Here is a 16164-nt window from a genome sequence, read left to right on the forward strand (position 1 = left end):
CGGTGCTGCGGCGGTACGCCGTGCGGTGGTCCTCAGCGCATCGGCACGGGCTGGGCGGCGATGCCCAGCAGCTCCGTGTACTTGGCGAGGACGAGCTTGCCGATCGCCGGGTAGGCGCCCAGCGGCTCCGCCGCCGCGCAGCCCGCCTCCTTCGCCGCCATGGAGGGCAGCGCCTCGTCGGCCTCCGGGCCGATCAGGCACGGTGCCAGGGCCAGGTTGCGCGAGCCGGAGGAGCGGAGCTCGTCGGCGGCGCGGGCGACGGCGCCCTCCTCGTCCAGGCCGGCGGCCAGCACCGGCACGGCCAGGCGCGCGGACAGCAGCATGCCGGTGATACCGGCCGCCTGCACCGCCTCGGGGCCGCCGACCGTGGCCAGGACGATCCCGTCGGCGGCGGTTGCGACGGTGAACAGCCGGGCGCGGTCGGCACGGGCCAGACCCGCCTCCGAGAGACGCACGTGCAGGGCCTCGGCGAGCAGCGGGTGCGGACCGAGCGTGTCCGTCAGCTCGAAGGCCGAGCCGCTGCTGACGACCGACTGGCGTATGCGGCGCAGCACGGCCGTGTCGGGACCCGCCAGCAGCGGCACCACGACGGCGACGGGGCCCTGGGCCCAGGCGGCGGCCTCCTCGTCCGAGGCGCCCTGTGCTTCGCTCGTGCGAGCGGTGTGCTGGGCGGCGGCGTAGCCGAGGACGGAGTCCAGGGCGGGGTACCCGCCGGCGTCGCCCTCGGCGTCCACGTAGCCGATGCGCGCGTCGAGACCGGGAAGCTCGGAACGGGCGATGCTCAGGGTCTCCTCGGCCAGGCGGCGCGCGGCCGGACCCGGGGCGCCGGGCACCGCGAGCACCAGCGGGGGCGCGGCCGTCGGCGCGGTCACGGGCTCCGGCCTCCGGTGCCGTCCGGACTGGCGGGGTCGTGGCATTCGTACAGGCAGGCCGGACGTGGGCCCTGTGGGGGAGCTCATGGCGCCGCATGTTATCCGGTCGGGAACGGGCCTGTTTGGGTGGGGGGCGTTTGAGCTGGCTCTGTCCTGATTTATTCGGTGGCTGATCGGATCACCCGAAGGTGTGTCCGGGTGACGCGGCGGACGGCGCGCCGGACACGACGTCCAGCAGCGATCCGTCCACGGGCAGCAGCAGACGGTCCGTCACCAGGGCCGCGGCGATACGGGACGCGCCGTCCAGCGGCGACCCGGCCGCGGTCATCTGACGGACTGCCGGAAGTTGCTTTCGCAACTCCTGACGGAGCGGCAGCAGCAGCGGGGGACCGATTCCCGCCAACCCTCCGGTGAGCGCCATGACGGGGGCACGCCGCCATGCCTCGCCCACCCGTTCGCCTTGGCTGCCCGGGCCGTGACAGGTGTCCGCCTCGGCCGTTCTGGCGCCGTCCCGGTTGCCGGGACCGTGGGGGCCGTCCGCCTCCACAGCCCCGCAACCGCCCCGGGCGTTCGCGCGAGAGCCGTCCGCCTCGGCCGTCCCGGCGTCGCCCCGGCTGCCCGGGCCGCGGGAGCCGTCCGCCTCAACGGTCCTGGCGTCGCCCCGACTGCCCGGGCCGCGGAGGCCGTCCGCCTCGACGGTCCCGGTGTCGCCCCAGTTGTCCGTGTTGTGGGGGCCGTCCGCCCCGCCCGTCCCGGCGCCGCCCCTGCGGTCCGGACGGTGGCGGCCGTCCGCCTCCACGGCCCGGGCGTCGCCCCTGCGATCCGAGCCGCGGGGACCGCCCGTCTCGCTCGTCCCGGCCTCGCCCAGGCTGTCCGGCCCGTGAGGACCGCCCCTCTCGCCTGTCCCGGTCTCGTCACGGATGTCCGGGCCATGGGAGGCGTCCGCCTCGCCCCTTTCGGCGCTCTCGACTCTCCCGGCGCTCCCGGAGCCCGTGCGCCCGCCCCCGTCGGCCGGAGGGCAGGCCGCGGCGGCGGCCTCGGCGATGTGCCGGGCGGCCCTCCGCAGGATGTCCGCCGCCACGGGGCACACCGCCGCGCACCGGCCGACCTCCGGGGCGAACGAGGCCAGCACGGCCGCCCGGTCCGGCCGGGGGTACAGCATCCCCGGCAGATCCGGCGCCGGCCCGAACACGGCCTCCAGCCGGCCGAGCAGCGCCGCCGAACCGCCCGCCCGCCCGTCGTACGCCCGCAGCGCCGCCTCCAGCCCGGCCCGGCCGATCCAGGCGCCGCCCCCGCAGTCGCCCAGCAGATGCCCCCAGCCGTCCGCACGCCGCCAGCCGCCGCCCGGAGTCAGTCCGGTGCCGAGCGCGACCAGCCCCGTCCCGGCGGCGACGACCACGCCCGGACGCTGGCCGAGGGCCCCGGCGTACGCCGTCACGGAGTCGGAGGCCAGCGCGAGCCGCCGTATGCCGAGTTCGGCGCGGAGCGCGCCCGGCAGGACGGCCCGCAGGTCGGCACCGAGCGTCACCATGCCCGCCGCGCCCACGCAACAGGCCGCGAAGCGCTCGGCCCCGGCCCGGCACAGCAGCCGCCGGGCGGCCGGAAGGATCCGGTCGAGCAGGACCCGCGCGTCGATCCCCCGATCGCCGACGGGCACCGGTTCCGGGGAGGACCAGGTGAGCACCGGTCCGTCGCCGTACGCGGGGGAGACGGCGATCCGGACGCCCGAGCCCCCGGAGTCGACCGCCAGGACAGGGGCGGGGCTCCGCATCGGGCGCCGACGCGACGTCAGTTCCATGTCAGTTGCCCGGCGCCGCCCGGACGAACGCGTGAACCGTCATGGCCGGCACCCTACTCCGGGGAAGCACCCCCGGTCAGGGTGGCCGCCAGTCCACCGGCGCCGAACCCTGCCCGGCCGGCGGGTCGTTGGCCCTGCTGAAGGGCCGCGAACCGAAGAAGCCCCGGTCCGCGGACATGGGCGACGGATGCGCCGGCTCCACGCACGACACACACCGTCGGGCAGCGGGCGCGGATTGCGCGCGTCCCGCCCCCGGAGGATCGCCACCAGGGGTCGGCCACGCGCGACGAGCGCGCGGCATCGCCTGCTCCGTGACCTTCTCCCAGCCCTCAGCCCCGGTGGGCGGCGGGCTTCCGCGGGGCGGTCGTCAGAGCCTCCTGTCGAGCAGCCGGACGCCCTGCCGCGTCCACGGCGTCAGGTCGCCATTGGACGACCTGAGCAGCCGAGGCCCTGGTGGAACTCGCGGTACATGTTCTCCAGGCGGCCGGGCGGCGGACGCCTGGAGGGCGCGACGGAGAAGCCGAGGCCCACGGCGTGCGGATGCGGTCTCCCGACCGAGGGGCCTGACCTGCTCGAGGCCGGTACGACCGGCCGTCCCGGGGCCGGTGGGCACGCTGTCCGGTCGGTGGGCGTGGTGCGCCGACGGTCGGATTGGTGGGCGCACGGTACATGCCGATAAGGTAACGCGCTGTGGCAGCACGACCGTTGAGTGAACTTGTCGAGTCCGGGTGGGCGCATGCGCTGGAGCCGGTGGCCGGGCGTATCGCCGCGATGGGCGATTTCCTGCGCGCGGAGATCGCGGCAGGGCGCACCTATCTGCCCGCCGGGGCGCATGTTCTGCGCGCCTTCCAGCAGCCCTTTGACGAGGTGCGCGTCCTGATCGTGGGCCAGGACCCCTACCCGACCCCGGGAATGGCCATCGGGCACAGTTTCGCGGTGGCGCCTGAGGTGCGCCGGTTGCCCGGCAGCCTGGAGAACATCTACCGCGAGCTGCAATCCGACCTGGGGCTGCCCCGGCCGTCCAACGGCGATCTGACGCCGTGGACCAGGCAAGGGGTGCTCCTGCTCAACAGGGCGCTCACCACGGCCCCGGGCAAGCCGGCCGCGCACCGCGGCAAGGGGTGGGAGGAGGTGACGGAGCAGGCCATCCGTGCCCTGGTGGCGCGGGGCAAGCCCATGGTGTCGATCTTGTGGGGGCGTGACGCCCGTAACCTGCGGCCGTTCCTCGGAGGCTTCCCGGCGATCGAGTCCGCGCACCCCTCGCCCATGTCGGCGGACCGCGGGTTCTTCGGTTCACGGCCCTTCAGCCGTACCAATGACCTGCTCGTCCGGCAGGGAGCCCAGCCGGTCGACTGGCGACTGCCGTAGTTCGGCTGCCGAGGTCGCCGGGGGCGTGATCCCCACGGGGGCTGCCAGGCGGGCCGGGCTGCCGGCGGGGGCCGCTGGGACCGCCTGGTCAGAATCATCCCCAGCCTGCTCGGCGTGCTGGAGGCCATCGAGGACAGCTCACCACTGGGTGCCTGGGCCCTGGACCGTCTCGGCCACCTCACCACCCTCCTCGAGCTGTCCTCTCTCACCCGCGGCCGCGTCATGCACTACGCCATCCCCGAACAGCTGAAGAAGGACTTCGGTGTCAGCGGCAAGGTGCCCGCCACCCAACGCTGGACTCCCCCCGCACCCACCTTCAGCCTTCTTCCGGAGACGGGCGGGGAGCGATCGGCCGCGCCGGCCGGTTCGGGTGGGTGTGGCGGGGATTGAGGGCGGTGGTGAGGTGCCGGCGCAGGAGGCGGCCGAGGGGGCGGTCGACGAGGCGGTTCAGCGCGGCGGCCAACAGCAGCGAGAGGACGAGCCCGAGGCCGATCGAAGGGAGCAGGCCGAGGCCGGGGACCGTTGAGAGGATGCCGCGGGTGAGGGGTATGCCCAGGCTCTGGTGGACCAGGTAGAAGGGGTAGGTCAGGGCGCCGGCGTAGATCAGGGGGCGCCACCGGAGGTGCCGCAGCGGTCCGGGGCCGGCCAGGGCGAGCAGGGCGAGGAAGCCGGTGAGGGCGGCCGCGCTGACCGTCCAACTGGTGCCGGGGTGTGTGCTGACGCGGTCGTCCAGGACGGTCAGGGTGTAACACCAGGCGAAGCCGGCCAGGAGCCACAGGAGCAGGTTGGGCCCGAAGCGGTGCATCAGGTAGAGCGCGATGCCGGCCACGAAGAGCCCGGCGTACCGGCCGAGCAGGAGTTCGTCGAGGACGGTGGAATGCAGTTCGCGGCCGAAGGACGCCAGGACGAGCCAGAGGAAACCGAAGGCTATGGCGCGCCGGTAGGTCAGGCCGATGAGCAGCAGCGCTCCCATGAGGAGGTAGAAGCGGGCTTCCACCCACAGCGTCCAGGCGACGCCGGCGGTGAGATCCAGGCCGAGCGGGCTGGGGATCATGGTCAGGTTGCCCAGGGTGGTGCGCAGGTCCGTGGGCGCTCCTGACCGCTGTCCGGCGAGCACGGTGACCGTACCGGCGGCGACGATGATCAGGACGACGGCCCAGTACAGCGGGAAGAGCCGGGCGATACGGGAGACGGCGAACTGCGCCGGGGTGCGGCCCCAGCAGCTCATGCAGACGACGAAGCCGCTGATCAGGAAGAACGCCTCGACGCCGAGCCAGCCGTAGCCGCTGATCGCGTGCAGCAGGGGTGCTTCACGCGGGAGGTCGTGGGCCTCGCCCCAGAAGCGGGGTGTCGGGGTGCCGAGGTAGTGGTAGGCGGCCACGGCCGCGGCGGCGAGCAGTCGCAGCCCGTCGACCGCGGCCAGGCGCCCGCCACCGGCCGATGCGGGGGATGTTCGCTGCCCGGCGGCCCGGAACAGGCCGCGGGCAGCTCGGGTGGGTACGGAGAGGGGCATGGAAAGTCCTGTGGCCGGGCGGCCGATCGACGAAGGCCGGCTGTAGGGGAAGAGAGAGGGGGCTTCCTGATGGCCGGGCGACAGCGGAAGGCGGGGCGGCCGGTTCGTCACGGCCCGCCCCATCGCGTCCCGGCGGTTCGGCGCCCTGTGCTCAGGTGGGGGTCACCGTGCCGGAACCCCCGCCACGCCATAGCCGCAGGGCCGGGGCGGCGACGGCGAGGGCACCGAGGAGCGCCAGGATCTCCTCGCTGTCCACCCATCCGGTGAAGTGCATCGTCAAGACGAACGGCGCTGCCGAGCAGGCGAGTTGCGGGGTGGTGCGGATGGCGGCGAAGGCCCGGCGCCCCGCCAGGGACAGGGCCGCGGCCATCGGAACGCCGAACAGCCAGGGGAAACGGCCGACTCCGGGCGGGTTGATGACGGCGACCGCGGCCACGAGGAGAACGGCCCACGCCGTCAGCGCGAGCATGCCCGCCAGGCCGCGCACCCGCCGGGCCGGGCGCAGGTCGGGTGGGCAGGCCAGCGGCAGCGCGGCGACCAGGACCGGCGTGAGCAGGAACCCCGCGAGGTCCCACCGTGTTCCGGGCGGCAGGGGCCAGATCCAGAAGAGGAAGGTCGCAGAGCTGCCCACCGCCCCGGCGACCGCGCACAGCAGCCCGGGGAGGTGCCGTCCCGCGAGCGCGACCACCGCTCCGATCAAGGTCAGCAGGTGACAGCCGTTCGTGAGCGTCGGGAACGTCCCGAAGTCGTCGGCGGTGCCCGCGGTGTGCATGGCGTACCAGTCGGCGGCGGACACGATGAGGTTGAAGGCGGCGTAGGTGGCCGTCGCGGCCAGGGCGAAGGGGGCGGTGACGGCGGCGAGCCGTCCGCCCGGGTGCGCGGAGCCGAGGCCGAGGCGCAGTCGCACGGCGTGCGCGGCGATGTCGGCGGCCTCACGCAGACGGGCCCGTCGGCCCGCTCCCTCGGTCGCTTCCCGGTAGGACTCGGCTATCTCGTCGCCGAAGGCGCGGCGGAAGCCGGCCGGATACAGGCGCAGCAGCACGGGGTTCACGCGGTGGCCGCCTTGCCGGTGACACCCAGGCGCCGAGTGGCCTCGCGCGCGGTGGCCGCGATCCGCTCGGCCTCGGTGGCCAGGGCCGCACGGCCGGGATCGGTCAAGGTGTAGGTGCGCCGCAGCCGGCTGTCGACGACCTCCTCCTTGTGCACCTGGACCAGCCCCTGCTGCAGCAGGCGCTCCAGCGCCCCGTACAGCGTGCCGGTCCGCATCTTCACCCGTCCGCCGGAGATCGACTCCACCTCGCGCGCGATCGCGTAGCCGTGCCGGGGCTCGTCGGCGAGGGCGGTGAGGAGGAGCAGGGTCGGTTCCTGCATCGCACGGTCAGTCATGCCGCCACCATATGTCACTCACCGGCATATGATGAAAACCGTCCGGCTCAAGAAGGACAAGAGGGGCGAAGTCGGCGATCTGGTCGATATCGCGATCCGGACCGGGCCAATGGACTCAGACGACGCAGATGAGCCTGAAGAGGGTGAGGAGGCATGGGTGCCGGCCGGGCCCGGACGAGGTGGCGGCGGGCCGGGCGTGTGCGCGCAGCCCGCCGAGACCGGGCACACCGGCGGCCCGCACGGGTGTGGCGAGCAGGGCGGCGGTCGCGGCGATCCCGAGCAGGACGGCGACGGCGCCGCGCATGAACAGCCCCCTCACAGCGGGCGGTTGCGGATACGCCGAACGTTCCCGGGCCGGTCCTCGCCATGCGCTTCTTCACCCGTACGGGAGGGAGGGGAACGCGCGTCCGGTGGCGCGTTCCCCGGGAGCGGCTAGTCGGCGGGTTTGCGCACCGGCTCGGCCCCGGTCTCCATGAGGAAGTCGACGAGCAGGCGGGCGAGTCGCTCCGGCTGGTCCTCGGGGATCAGGGTGGACGAGTCCTCGATCTCCACCAGCCGCCCCCGCGGGTAGAGTTCCGCCAGCCGAGGGCCGTGTTCGCGGGGCATCAGCCGGTCCTCGGTGGCCCAGACGACCAGCACCGGGCGGTCGAACGCGCGGAGCCGCTCGCTCCAGCGGAGCAGGGTGCCGCGGTCGGGCGCCGACGTGGCGAACTTGGCGAAGTCCCGGCGGATCTCCTTGCTCCGGGACGCGGGCCCGAACCAGTCGGCGACGAGTTCCGGCGGGAGCCCGCGCCGGCTCATCCCGCCGTAGCCCCTGGGGTGGTCGCGGAAGGCCGGGACGCTCATCAGCCGGGTCAGCAGCCGGACGCCCCCGGGCAGGCGGCATACCGTCGACAGCGCCTTGGCCGGTCCCGGCGGGAAGTTGTCGAACGCCTCGCACGCCACCAGCACCAGACGCCCCAGGCGTCCGGCCCGTCCCTCCGTGATCATGAACTGGCCGCCACCCCAGTCGTTGAGCACCAGCGTCACGTCGTCCAGGTCCAGCCGCTCCATGAACTCGTCGAGCAGCCGAGCGATGCCGGTGTGCGAGAGGTCGGCGTTCGGGCGCATCGGTCTGCGGTGGCCCCCGAGGGGCAGGGTGGGAAGGACGCAGCGGTAGCCGTCCAGCAGCGGCACCACCTTGCGCCACTGCCTGCCGTCCATCGGCAGCCCGTGGGTCAGTACCAGTACCGGCCCGTCGCCACCGGTGTCCTCGTACTCGATCGTTCCGGAAGAGAGTTCGATCAGCAACGTCCCACCCCCACACGGTGATTGGCGTCCTCAGTCAAGCACGTGCCGTTCGCGCGCCGACGGGCGGCCGGTGGCTCCTCCGCGCGCCGCCACCAGCAGCCCCTCCCAGTCCGGGATCTTCACCGGGCCCCGGCCCAGGTCCCGGCCGAGCGCGGTCTCCGCCGCCTCGATGCCCAGCCAGCCGGGCCACTCCACCGGTTCGGCACCCGCCGCGCGCAGCGCCGCACGCGGGTCACCGGCCGGCTCCCGGGACGCGAGCAGCGCCGGGGCGTCGGCGAGCAGGGAGGCCACGGTCTCCTTCGCGCAGGGGCGGTTGGTGCCGATCACCCCGGTCGGGCCGCGCTTGATCCACCCCGCCACGTACTCCCCGGGCGACGGGACGCCGTCCCGCAGCACGCGGCCCGCCTCGTGCGGCACGGTGCCGTTCTCGTCGTCGAACGGCAGCCCGCCGACGGGCACCCCCCGGTACCCCACCGACCGCAGCACCAACTGCGCCTCGATGTCCTCGAACTCGCCCGTCCCCGCCACCCCGCCGGAACCGTCGGGAGCGGTCCGCTCGAAGCGCACCGCCCGTACCGCGTCGTCGCCGAGCAGGGCGACGGGCCGCAGGAAGAAGCGCACATGGATGCGGCGGCCGGCCTCCGGGACCGGCCGCCTCGACCACTCCCGCAGCACCTCCACATTGCGCCGGCCCACCGCCGGCAGCCCGGACGGGTCCTCCCACGCCGGGTCCAGCGCCGCCTCGTCGGCCCGCACCAGCGTCCGCACCCCGTTCAGGCCGCCGAGCTCGCGCAGCTCCTTGGTGGTGAACTTGGCCTGCGCCGGGCCGCGTCGGCCCACCATGTGGACGTCCCGCACCCGGCTCGCGGCCAGCGCCGCCAGCGCGGCGTGCGGCACGTCGGTCGTCCGGAACTCGTCCGCGCCCCGCGCCAGCACCCGGGCCACGTCCACGGCCACGTTGCCGACCCCGATGACCACGGCGGACCGGGCGGGCAGCGCGAACCCGTCCGGCGGCGCGTCCGGGTGGGCGCTGTACCAGGAGACGAACTCGGTGGCCGACCAGCTCCCCGGCAGGTCCTCGCCGGGGATCCCCAGCCGGCGGGCGGACGCGGCGCCCACGCAGTACACCACCGCGTGGTAGAGCTCCCGCAGCCGCCGCGGCGGGACCTCGCCCGGCCCCTCGCCGGCCCGGACGTTGCCCAGGAAGGAGATCCGCGGATGCTCCAGGGCCGCGCGGAGGGTGTGCTGGAGCGACTTGATCTTCTCGTGGTCCGGGGCGACCCCGTAGCGCACCAGCCCGTACGGGCAGGGCAGCCGGTCCAGTACGTCGACCGTCACCCCCGGCACGGCCTCCTGCTGCACCAGGGCCTGGGCGGTGAAGACCCCGCTCGGCCCGGAACCGACGACTGCGACGCGAAGCACGGAGGTTCTCTCCTTCCGGCGGCTGCGTCCAGCATCCCACCGGTGCCCGCGCGCGGCAGCCCCTTGAGCGCCGCTCGTGCACCGCAGGGCGCTCCCGGCGCCGGTCGCGCCCCTGTCACACGCCGGGCGGGGGCGGCTGCGCGCCGGGCGGGCGGCCGAGCCGCCAGTCCAGCCCGTACCGCTGGAACAGCTCCGACCTGAGCCGCTCCGCCGGCATCGGCGCCCCCGGCAGCAGGATCGCCACCACCGCGCCCATCATCAGCGCCCGCAGCAGCCGGTAGTCCGTCTCCGGGTCGGCGGACCCGTACCGCTCGACCGTGTCGCGGAGCAGGGCCGCGAGCCGCTGCTGCTCCGGGCACTGGATGAAGCCCTCCGACTGGAGGATGCCCGCCATGTGCGTACGCATCAGCCGCGGCCGGTCCCGGGCCAGGCCCAGCACCGCGTCGATGGCGCGCGCCAGTCGCTCCCGCCCGTCCTGGCTCACCGGCTCGCGCTCCAGCGCCGCCGCGAGCTCCATGTGCATCAGCCGGTGCACCGCCGACTGCAGCAACTGCCGTTTACCGGGGAAGTAATACGAGACGAGCCCCCGCGCGGCGCCGGCCCGGCAGGCGATGTCCGCGAGGGTCGTCGCCTCGTAACCGCGTTCGTCTATCAGCTCGACGGTTGCCTGGAGGAGCCGCTCGCGCGACCTGCGGCGCAACTCCTCATTGACCGACGCACTGCGGGGCGACATGCTGTAACTCCTGCGTTGACTGGCTCCGAGCCAATATACTCAGGAGCATACCGGTCGATTGCCCCGCTGAGCAGGGAGAACCCGGTATGACCGCTGATTCGGGCGACGCGGGGGATCGCCCGAATCAGCGGCTTCCGCGTGCACGGCCGCGCTGCCGCGCGGGGCGCGCGCACGGCGGTGAGCGGCCCGGCAAGGGCGCCGCACCGGCCGGGCCCCCGCCGCCGCCAGGCCGTTTCCCACTCCGGTGCCCGCCACGGGTCGCCGCGGCGAACGGCCGGCCGCGTACCTGGTGGGGCGGCCCGTCCGGCGGCACGCTCCGTTCCAGCGGGTACGAGCCGGAGGCCCCGGAGGGCTGCGACGGCGACTCCGACGACGGATACGAGGACGGGGAAGAGCCGTCCGCCCGCCGGCCGGAAACACCGGCCTGCCCCGGCTGCGGCCGGCCGTGCGAACCCCGCCCGACGGACACCGGGCACTGGATCCTGCTGCTCGAACCGGGGACGGAAACGGTCGCCCAAGTGACCGGGGCACGGCGCCGGTTCGACGCGGACGACGGCAGGGCGGTCGCCCACGGACGCGGCGTGCGGGCACGGCCGGGCGCATGCGGGGTCGCCCCCCCGGCCCGTCCGCGCCGCCCGGGAGTTCTCACCCCACGGGAGACCACCGCGCACCGCGCTCTGGTGCCGCACCGGACGACGGTCGGCCCGGGTGCGGTGGGTGGTCGTCCGTCGGGGGCGGCGGCGGGGTGCCGGTCGCCCGGTCACCGTCCCCGTCCTCGCCGAGCAGTCGTGGCGCGAGTGCGGCGGCGAAGGTCGCGGCGGCCGAGGTGCCGAGGACGGTGCCCCAGGCCACCGGGCCCAGCGGGCAGCAGCCGAAGAAGTGGCTGACGCCCGGGGTCTGCACCACGCCGACCAGGGCCAGCGCGGACAGCCCGGCCGTGGTCAGGACGAGCGGACTGCGCCAGTCCGTCGTCAGGGTCTGGCCGAGCTGGGTCAGGACCAGGGCGGCCAGCCCCATGGTGCTCGCGCGCCCGGCCCGGCCGGTGGCGCGCCCGCACTGCCACGCCGCGGCGGCGCCGAGCGCGGTGGCCGTGCCCCGGACGGCCAGGGCGCGTGCCAGCTCGCGGCCCAGCGGCGCGGGCACCGGGCCCGCGGCCAGGTCGTCGTCCTCCGCCGCGCCGGTGCGGGCGACCGCGATGGCCAGCGCGGGCAGCATGTCGGTGAGCAGGTTGACCAGCAGGAACTGCCGGGTGCCCAGAGGCGCCCGGCCCGAGAGGGCCGTGCCGAGCACGGTGAACGCGACCTCGCCCGCGTTGCCCCCGACCAGCACGGCGACCGCGTCCCGGACGCTCCGCCAGAGCGCCCGCCCCTCCAGCAGGGCGGCCACGATGCGGCGCGGATCGGGTTCGGCGAGGACGAGGTCCGCGGCGGCCCGGGCGGACGTCGACCCGTGCGCGGACAGGCCGATGCCCACGTCCGCGAGCCGGATGGCGGCGGCGTCGTTGATCCCGTCCCCGGCCATGGCGACCACGCGACCGGCCGACCGCAGGGCGTGCACGATGCCGGCCTTCTGCTCGGGAGAGACGCGCGCGAACACGGTGGCCCCGGCGACCCGGGCCGTGCGCGCGGGCTCGGGGAGGGTGTCGAGCTGCGGGCCGGTGACCACCTCCCCGGCGGGCACGCCGAGTTCGCGGGCCACGGCGGCGGCCGTGGCCGGATGGTCACCGGTGATCATGACGACGCGCGTACCGGCCTCCGTCAGCCGCCGGACGGCCTCGGCGGCGCCTGGACGCGGGGTGTCGGCGAGCGCCAGGAAGCCGAGCAGGGTCAGGTCCCGGACGAGCTCCGTGAGTTCGGGCTCCGCGCCGCCGCCATCGGCGCCGCCGGGTTCGGCCGCGTCGCCCGGGCCGGTGGCGGCGGTCCGCGCGTCGTCGCCGTCCGGGTCGGTTCCGGCGCGCCCGGCCCCGCCGCCCGGACCGGCGGCGGCCCGGCTCGCTTGGCCCCTGGCCATGACGGTGGGCCGGGTCTCGGCGCATCGGGGGGTGGCGAGCTGTGCCCCGCCCTCCGCGCCGGCGGTGGCGGCGTGCCGGCTGCCCACGCCCGCCGCGTCGGCGGACCGGCCACCGCCGGGCACAGCCGTGCCCGCGAGCCTCGCACCGTCACCCCGCCCCCGCCCCGCCGACGGACCCCGGCCGTCCCCGGCGCCCGCCGGCCGGGCTTCCGCGACGGCGAGTACCCGGAGCCCGTCCCGGGCGAGCTCCTGCACGGACTCCTGGGCGGCCCGCAGCCGTTCCGCGTCGAGTGGGGCCGTGGTGCCGTCGCCGGTCGTCACCGTCGCGCAGCGGGCGAGCACCGTCTCGGGGGCGCCCTTGACGACGAGGAGCGGCGTGCCGTCGTCGGTGCCGAGGGAGGCGGAGTAGCCGCGGGCGGTCTCGAAGGGGAGCTCGGCGGTCAGGCGCCAGGCGGCGTCGGGGGTGCCGTGCGCGGTGGCGGCGTCCAGGACGGCCCGGTCGGTGGCGTGCGGCGGCGGGCGGTCGGGTACGGGCGGCGGGCAGGCGCGGGCCGCCGTCCGCAGGAGGCGCCGGGCGGCCGGGTTGTCGAGGGGTGGCGGGTCCTGGCCCGGGAGGGCCACGCGGGTGACGGACAGCCGGCCGCGGGTGAGGGTGCCGGTCTTGTCGAAGCACACCGTGTCCACGCGCCCCAGCGCCTCCAGGGCCCGCGCCGAGCGGGTGAGGACGCCGTGCCGCGACAGTCGCCGGGCGGCGGCCGACTGGGCGACGGTCGCGACGAGCGGCAGCCCCTCCGGCACCGCGGCCACCGCGATGGCAACGCCGGAGGCGACCGCCTGCCGCAGCGGCACGCCGCGCACCAGCCCCAGGAGCGTCACCGCGCCGCCGCCGACGCCGACGGCGGGCAGCGCGGCCCGGGTCAGGGCGGCGAGGTGGGCCTCGATGCCGGGGGCGGCGGTGGCCTCCCCGACGAGGTCGGCGGCCCGGCCCGCCTCCGTCTGCGCGCCGGTGGCCGTCACCACCGCGTATCCGGAACCGGCCAGCACCGTGCAGCCCTGGTAGACCATGCAGGACCGGTCGGCGAGGTCGGCGCCGGGGGTGGCCCGGGTGTCCTTGGGGACGGGCGCGGACTCGCCGGTGAGCGGGGACTCGTCGAGTTCCAGCCGGTCGGCGGCGAGCAGCCGGGCGTCGGCGGGTACGACGTCGGTGGGCCCCAGTGCGACGACGTCCCCGGCGCGCAGTTCGTCGGCCGGGACCGTCCGGACGGGCGCCGCGGCCATCGAACGGAGGAGTGCGTCCGGCGCGGCGCCGGACGGCCCGGGGGACCAGGACAGCCGGTGGGCCGTGGGGCGTTCGGCGAGCAGCAGCCCGCTCAGCGCCCGTTCGGCGCGCAGCCGCTGCACCCCGCTGATCAGGGCGTTGCCGGTCATCACCCCGCCGACGAGCGCGGAGTCCACCGTCGAGCCGACGGCGACGGAGGCGGCGGCGCCGAGGGTGAGGACGGGCGTCAGCGGGTCGCGGAGCTCCTCCCGGACCGCGCCCAGCAGCCGGCCGGGCCCCCGGGCGGCCGCGGTGAGCGGCACGGGACGGCGGGCGGGACGCGGCGGGGCGGGCCGGTCGAGACCGTCCGACGCCCGCAGCATGGACAGCGTCTCCCAGGCCCCGAGCGCGTGCCAGGTCCCCCGGACCCGGCCGGGCGGCAGCGGCCGGCCGGCCACCCGGCGGGCGGCCAGCACGCCGCCCGCCATGGCCAGCAGGGCGGCGCCGTGCACCGGCGAGGTGGCGAGCCCGGTCCGTCCGCCCCGCGCCCCGCCGGTGGCGATCAGCGCCCCGAGCAGCGACCCGCCCAGGGACAGCCGGGCGGAGGCGGCGCTGACCTCGCGGGCCGGTTCCAGCGCCGCCAGGGTCCGCCAGACCAGCGCGGTCCCGGGCCCGCAGACGAGGTCGGCGGACCAGCACGGCCCGCCCGGGGCGCCGGCGCGCGGCGGCACGGTGACGGTCACGTCGGCGGCGGCCGCGTCCTCGTCCCGGCAGGCGTCGCCCCGGGCGACGAGCAGCACCACCTCCCCGTCGCGCTGGAGCCGCCGCACCTCCTCGCACAACGGGACCCTGGCGGGGACCGTGCGGTGGGCGCGCGGCAGCAGTTCGGCGGCGCTGACGTGTTCGGTGAGCAGGACCCGGCGGGTGGGGCCGCGGGCGACGGCGAGGAGGGCGTCGGCCAGCGGGTCCAGCGCGCAGCCGACCAGGACCCGGCCCGCCCGCGTCCCGTCCGGGCCCCACAGGTCCAGGGCCAGGCCCCCGGCTGCGTCCGGGCGTCCCGCCGGGGCGTCCCGGGCGCGTACCAGCCGCCAGTCGCCGGCCGCCCAGGGGCCGGGCCCGCACAGCTCGGCCACCGCGAACCGGGCCAGGACGCGGTGGGCGGCGCTCCACAGAGCCGCCTCGTCGAGTTCCCCGGTGGCGACCGCCGACAGCAGGCGGGGCCGTGGGGCGCACAGCACCGGCGCGTCGAACAGGACCGTCGTGACCCGGTCGAGCCGGCGCAGCGCGCCCGGGTCCAGGGGCAGCGCTCCCGCCCGGGCCAGGTCACGGCCCAGCCGGGCGGCGAACGCCTCGCGGCCGGCCTCGGCGGCCTTGGGCGCGGTGGACACGACGGTCCGGGCGGCCCGCTCCGGGTCGCGGGTCCAGGCGAGCAGCCCGCCCGCGCCGAGCAGGGCGGTCAGCGCCGTGCGCCGGCCGCAGGACTCGACCGGGCCCTCCGGCAGCGGCACCGGCCGGCCGGTCCGCTCGGGCGCCCGCCGGGGCAGGTCACCGCCGTCGCCCACCAGTTCGGGCTCCCGCAGTGCCCAGACGTCCTGCCGGGCCCGGATCTCGGCGAGCCGCCAGACCCGGTGCACCAGGTCCAGGCCCAGCGGGCCGACCCCGCGGGTCAGCGCGTGCGCCGCGGCGTTGGAGGCGGCGAGCAGGACGTCGGCGTGCTCGCGGCCGAGCCGGTCCTCCAGGAGGCGGCGCAGCCGTGGCTGGGTCTCGGCCAGCACCACGGGCAGCCGCAGGGCGGGCGGCAGGGCCGGGAGCGGCGACAGCCGGCGGGCGGTCGCGCACACCAGCCCCACGCAGTCGGCGGCGAGCGCCACCTTCGTCAGCGTCGCGGGCACCGTGTCGAACGGAGGACGGGGACGGTCGGCGTCGAACGCCCCGGCGGCGAGGTGCTCCTCCTCCAGCCCCTCCACCAGCTCCAGCACATCCGCCGGGTCGAGGCGGTCCTCGTCGGCGTCGATCACCAGGTGCCCCAGGACGGCGTTGACCTCGGCCCAGTTCACCCCCTCCAGGCGCTGCAGCGCCTCGCACAGGGTGGCGGCGAGCCGGTCGTGCCGCTCCCCGCGGCCCAGGCCCCGTACCTCCAGGTGGATACGGCCGCCGCCGGTCCACATCCGGCGCCGGGTGCGGTCCCGGCCGCCCTCCGCGAGCGCGGCGCCGGCTTCCGTGAGACCGGCGGCCACGGCGGTGGTCAGCGAGGAGAGCGCTTCACCGGCCGTCCGCCGCCCCCAGTCGAGGGCGCCCGCCGCGGTGTCCCATGCCCGTACCGGGCCCGCCCGCAGCGCCGTGCCGACGAGGGCGGGCACCAGCGCGCTCCACGACCCCACCGGTACCTCCTGCACCTCGGAGTGGACTTCCGGGCCGCGCCCGTCGGCCGGGGAGGCGAGAGGCGCGCACACTGAAAATGAACATAATGAGAAAAGTGCATGAATGCCGGTATTTCCGGCAGGGCCATTGGAG

Annotated in this window: 10 protein-coding genes and 3 pseudogenes; 2 read left to right on the forward strand and 11 right to left on the reverse strand. The window is 76.3% G+C overall.

Going from position 1 to position 16164, the window contains the following annotated elements:
- Positions 1-32 precede the first annotated feature (32 nt).
- From J7W19_RS29910 to J7W19_RS29920, 3 genes and pseudogenes are all read right to left on the reverse strand, one after another.
- Positions 33-959 (reverse strand): sirohydrochlorin chelatase, encoded by a 927-nt coding sequence (locus J7W19_RS29910; RefSeq protein WP_078587721.1) that lies wholly within the window; start codon positions 957-959, stop codon positions 33-35.
- 913 nt (positions 960-1872) lie between these two features.
- Positions 1873-2670, reverse strand: a pseudogene (locus tag J7W19_RS29915) (BadF/BadG/BcrA/BcrD ATPase family protein); the annotation flags it as partial.
- A gap of 76 nt (positions 2671-2746) precedes the next feature.
- A pseudogene (locus J7W19_RS29920) lies at positions 2747-3216 on the reverse strand (uracil-DNA glycosylase); the annotation flags it as partial.
- 144 nt (positions 3217-3360) lie between these two features.
- Between J7W19_RS29920 and J7W19_RS29925 the strand changes: the two are divergent.
- Positions 3361-4038, forward strand: a complete 678-nt coding sequence (locus J7W19_RS29925; RefSeq protein ID WP_004940149.1) for a uracil-DNA glycosylase — start codon at positions 3361-3363, stop codon at positions 4036-4038.
- Between the two features lie 75 nt (positions 4039-4113).
- Positions 4114-4428, forward strand: a pseudogene (locus tag J7W19_RS33265) (hypothetical protein); the annotation flags it as partial.
- Here J7W19_RS33265 and J7W19_RS29930 read toward each other — a convergent pair.
- The 8 genes from J7W19_RS29930 to J7W19_RS29965 all read right to left on the reverse strand — a co-directional run bounded on the left by J7W19_RS29930 (position 4355) and on the right by J7W19_RS29965 (position 16103).
- The gene (locus J7W19_RS29930; RefSeq protein ID WP_004940146.1) at positions 4355-5551 is read right to left on the reverse strand and encodes an acyltransferase family protein; all 1197 of its coding nucleotides are present in this window, start codon (positions 5549-5551) and stop codon (positions 4355-4357) included. The pseudogene J7W19_RS33265 and the gene J7W19_RS29930 overlap by 74 nt on opposite strands.
- A gap of 151 nt (positions 5552-5702) precedes the next feature.
- Positions 5703-6602, reverse strand: coding sequence for a hypothetical protein (locus tag J7W19_RS29935; protein WP_004940144.1), 900 nt, complete (start codon positions 6600-6602; stop codon positions 5703-5705).
- Positions 6599-6937, reverse strand: a complete 339-nt coding sequence (locus J7W19_RS29940) for a PadR family transcriptional regulator (RefSeq protein ID WP_040888005.1) — start codon at positions 6935-6937, stop codon at positions 6599-6601. Before J7W19_RS29940 ends, J7W19_RS29935 begins: the two co-directional genes overlap by 4 nt.
- A 115-nt stretch (positions 6938-7052) precedes the next feature.
- The gene (locus J7W19_RS29945) at positions 7053-7241 is read right to left on the reverse strand and encodes a hypothetical protein (protein ID WP_004940141.1); all 189 of its coding nucleotides are present in this window, start codon (positions 7239-7241) and stop codon (positions 7053-7055) included.
- Positions 7242-7369: 128 nt separating this feature from the next.
- Entirely contained in the window at positions 7370-8227 is an 858-nt protein-coding gene (locus tag J7W19_RS29950) for an alpha/beta fold hydrolase (protein WP_004940139.1), read from the reverse strand.
- Positions 8228-8257: 30 nt separating this feature from the next.
- Positions 8258-9649, reverse strand: a complete 1392-nt coding sequence (locus tag J7W19_RS29955; protein WP_004940136.1) for an FAD-dependent oxidoreductase — start codon at positions 9647-9649, stop codon at positions 8258-8260.
- A 115-nt stretch (positions 9650-9764) separates the two neighbouring features.
- The gene (locus tag J7W19_RS29960; RefSeq protein WP_004940134.1) at positions 9765-10382 is read right to left on the reverse strand and encodes a TetR/AcrR family transcriptional regulator; all 618 of its coding nucleotides are present in this window, start codon (positions 10380-10382) and stop codon (positions 9765-9767) included.
- 645 nt (positions 10383-11027) lie between these two features.
- Positions 11028-16103 carry a cation-translocating P-type ATPase gene (locus J7W19_RS29965; RefSeq protein WP_210455410.1) on the reverse strand — a complete coding sequence of 1692 codons (5076 nt, stop codon included), beginning with the start codon at positions 16101-16103 and terminating at the stop codon, positions 11028-11030.
- Positions 16104-16164: the final 61 nt, after the last annotated feature.

This window comes from Streptomyces mobaraensis NBRC 13819 = DSM 40847 (genome assembly GCF_017916255.1).
In the GTDB taxonomy this organism is placed as follows: domain Bacteria; phylum Actinomycetota; class Actinomycetes; order Streptomycetales; family Streptomycetaceae; genus Streptomyces; species Streptomyces mobaraensis.

What these genes read in the sequence shown, in the direction of transcription:
- J7W19_RS29910 (WP_078587721.1), bottom strand. Translation starts at nt 959, where the DNA reads ATGAGCTCCCCCACAGGGCCCACGTCCGGCCTGCCTGTACGAATGCCA.
- J7W19_RS29945 (WP_004940141.1), bottom strand. Translation starts at nt 7,241, where the DNA reads ATGCGCGGCGCCGTCGCCGTCCTGCTCGGGATCGCCGCGACCGCCGCC.
- J7W19_RS29930 (WP_004940146.1), bottom strand. Translation starts at nt 5,551, where the DNA reads ATGCCCCTCTCCGTACCCACCCGAGCTGCCCGCGGCCTGTTCCGGGCC.
- J7W19_RS29940 (WP_040888005.1), bottom strand. Translation starts at nt 6,937, where the DNA reads ATGACTGACCGTGCGATGCAGGAACCGACCCTGCTCCTCCTCACCGCC.
- J7W19_RS29960 (WP_004940134.1), bottom strand. Translation starts at nt 10,382, where the DNA reads ATGTCGCCCCGCAGTGCGTCGGTCAATGAGGAGTTGCGCCGCAGGTCG.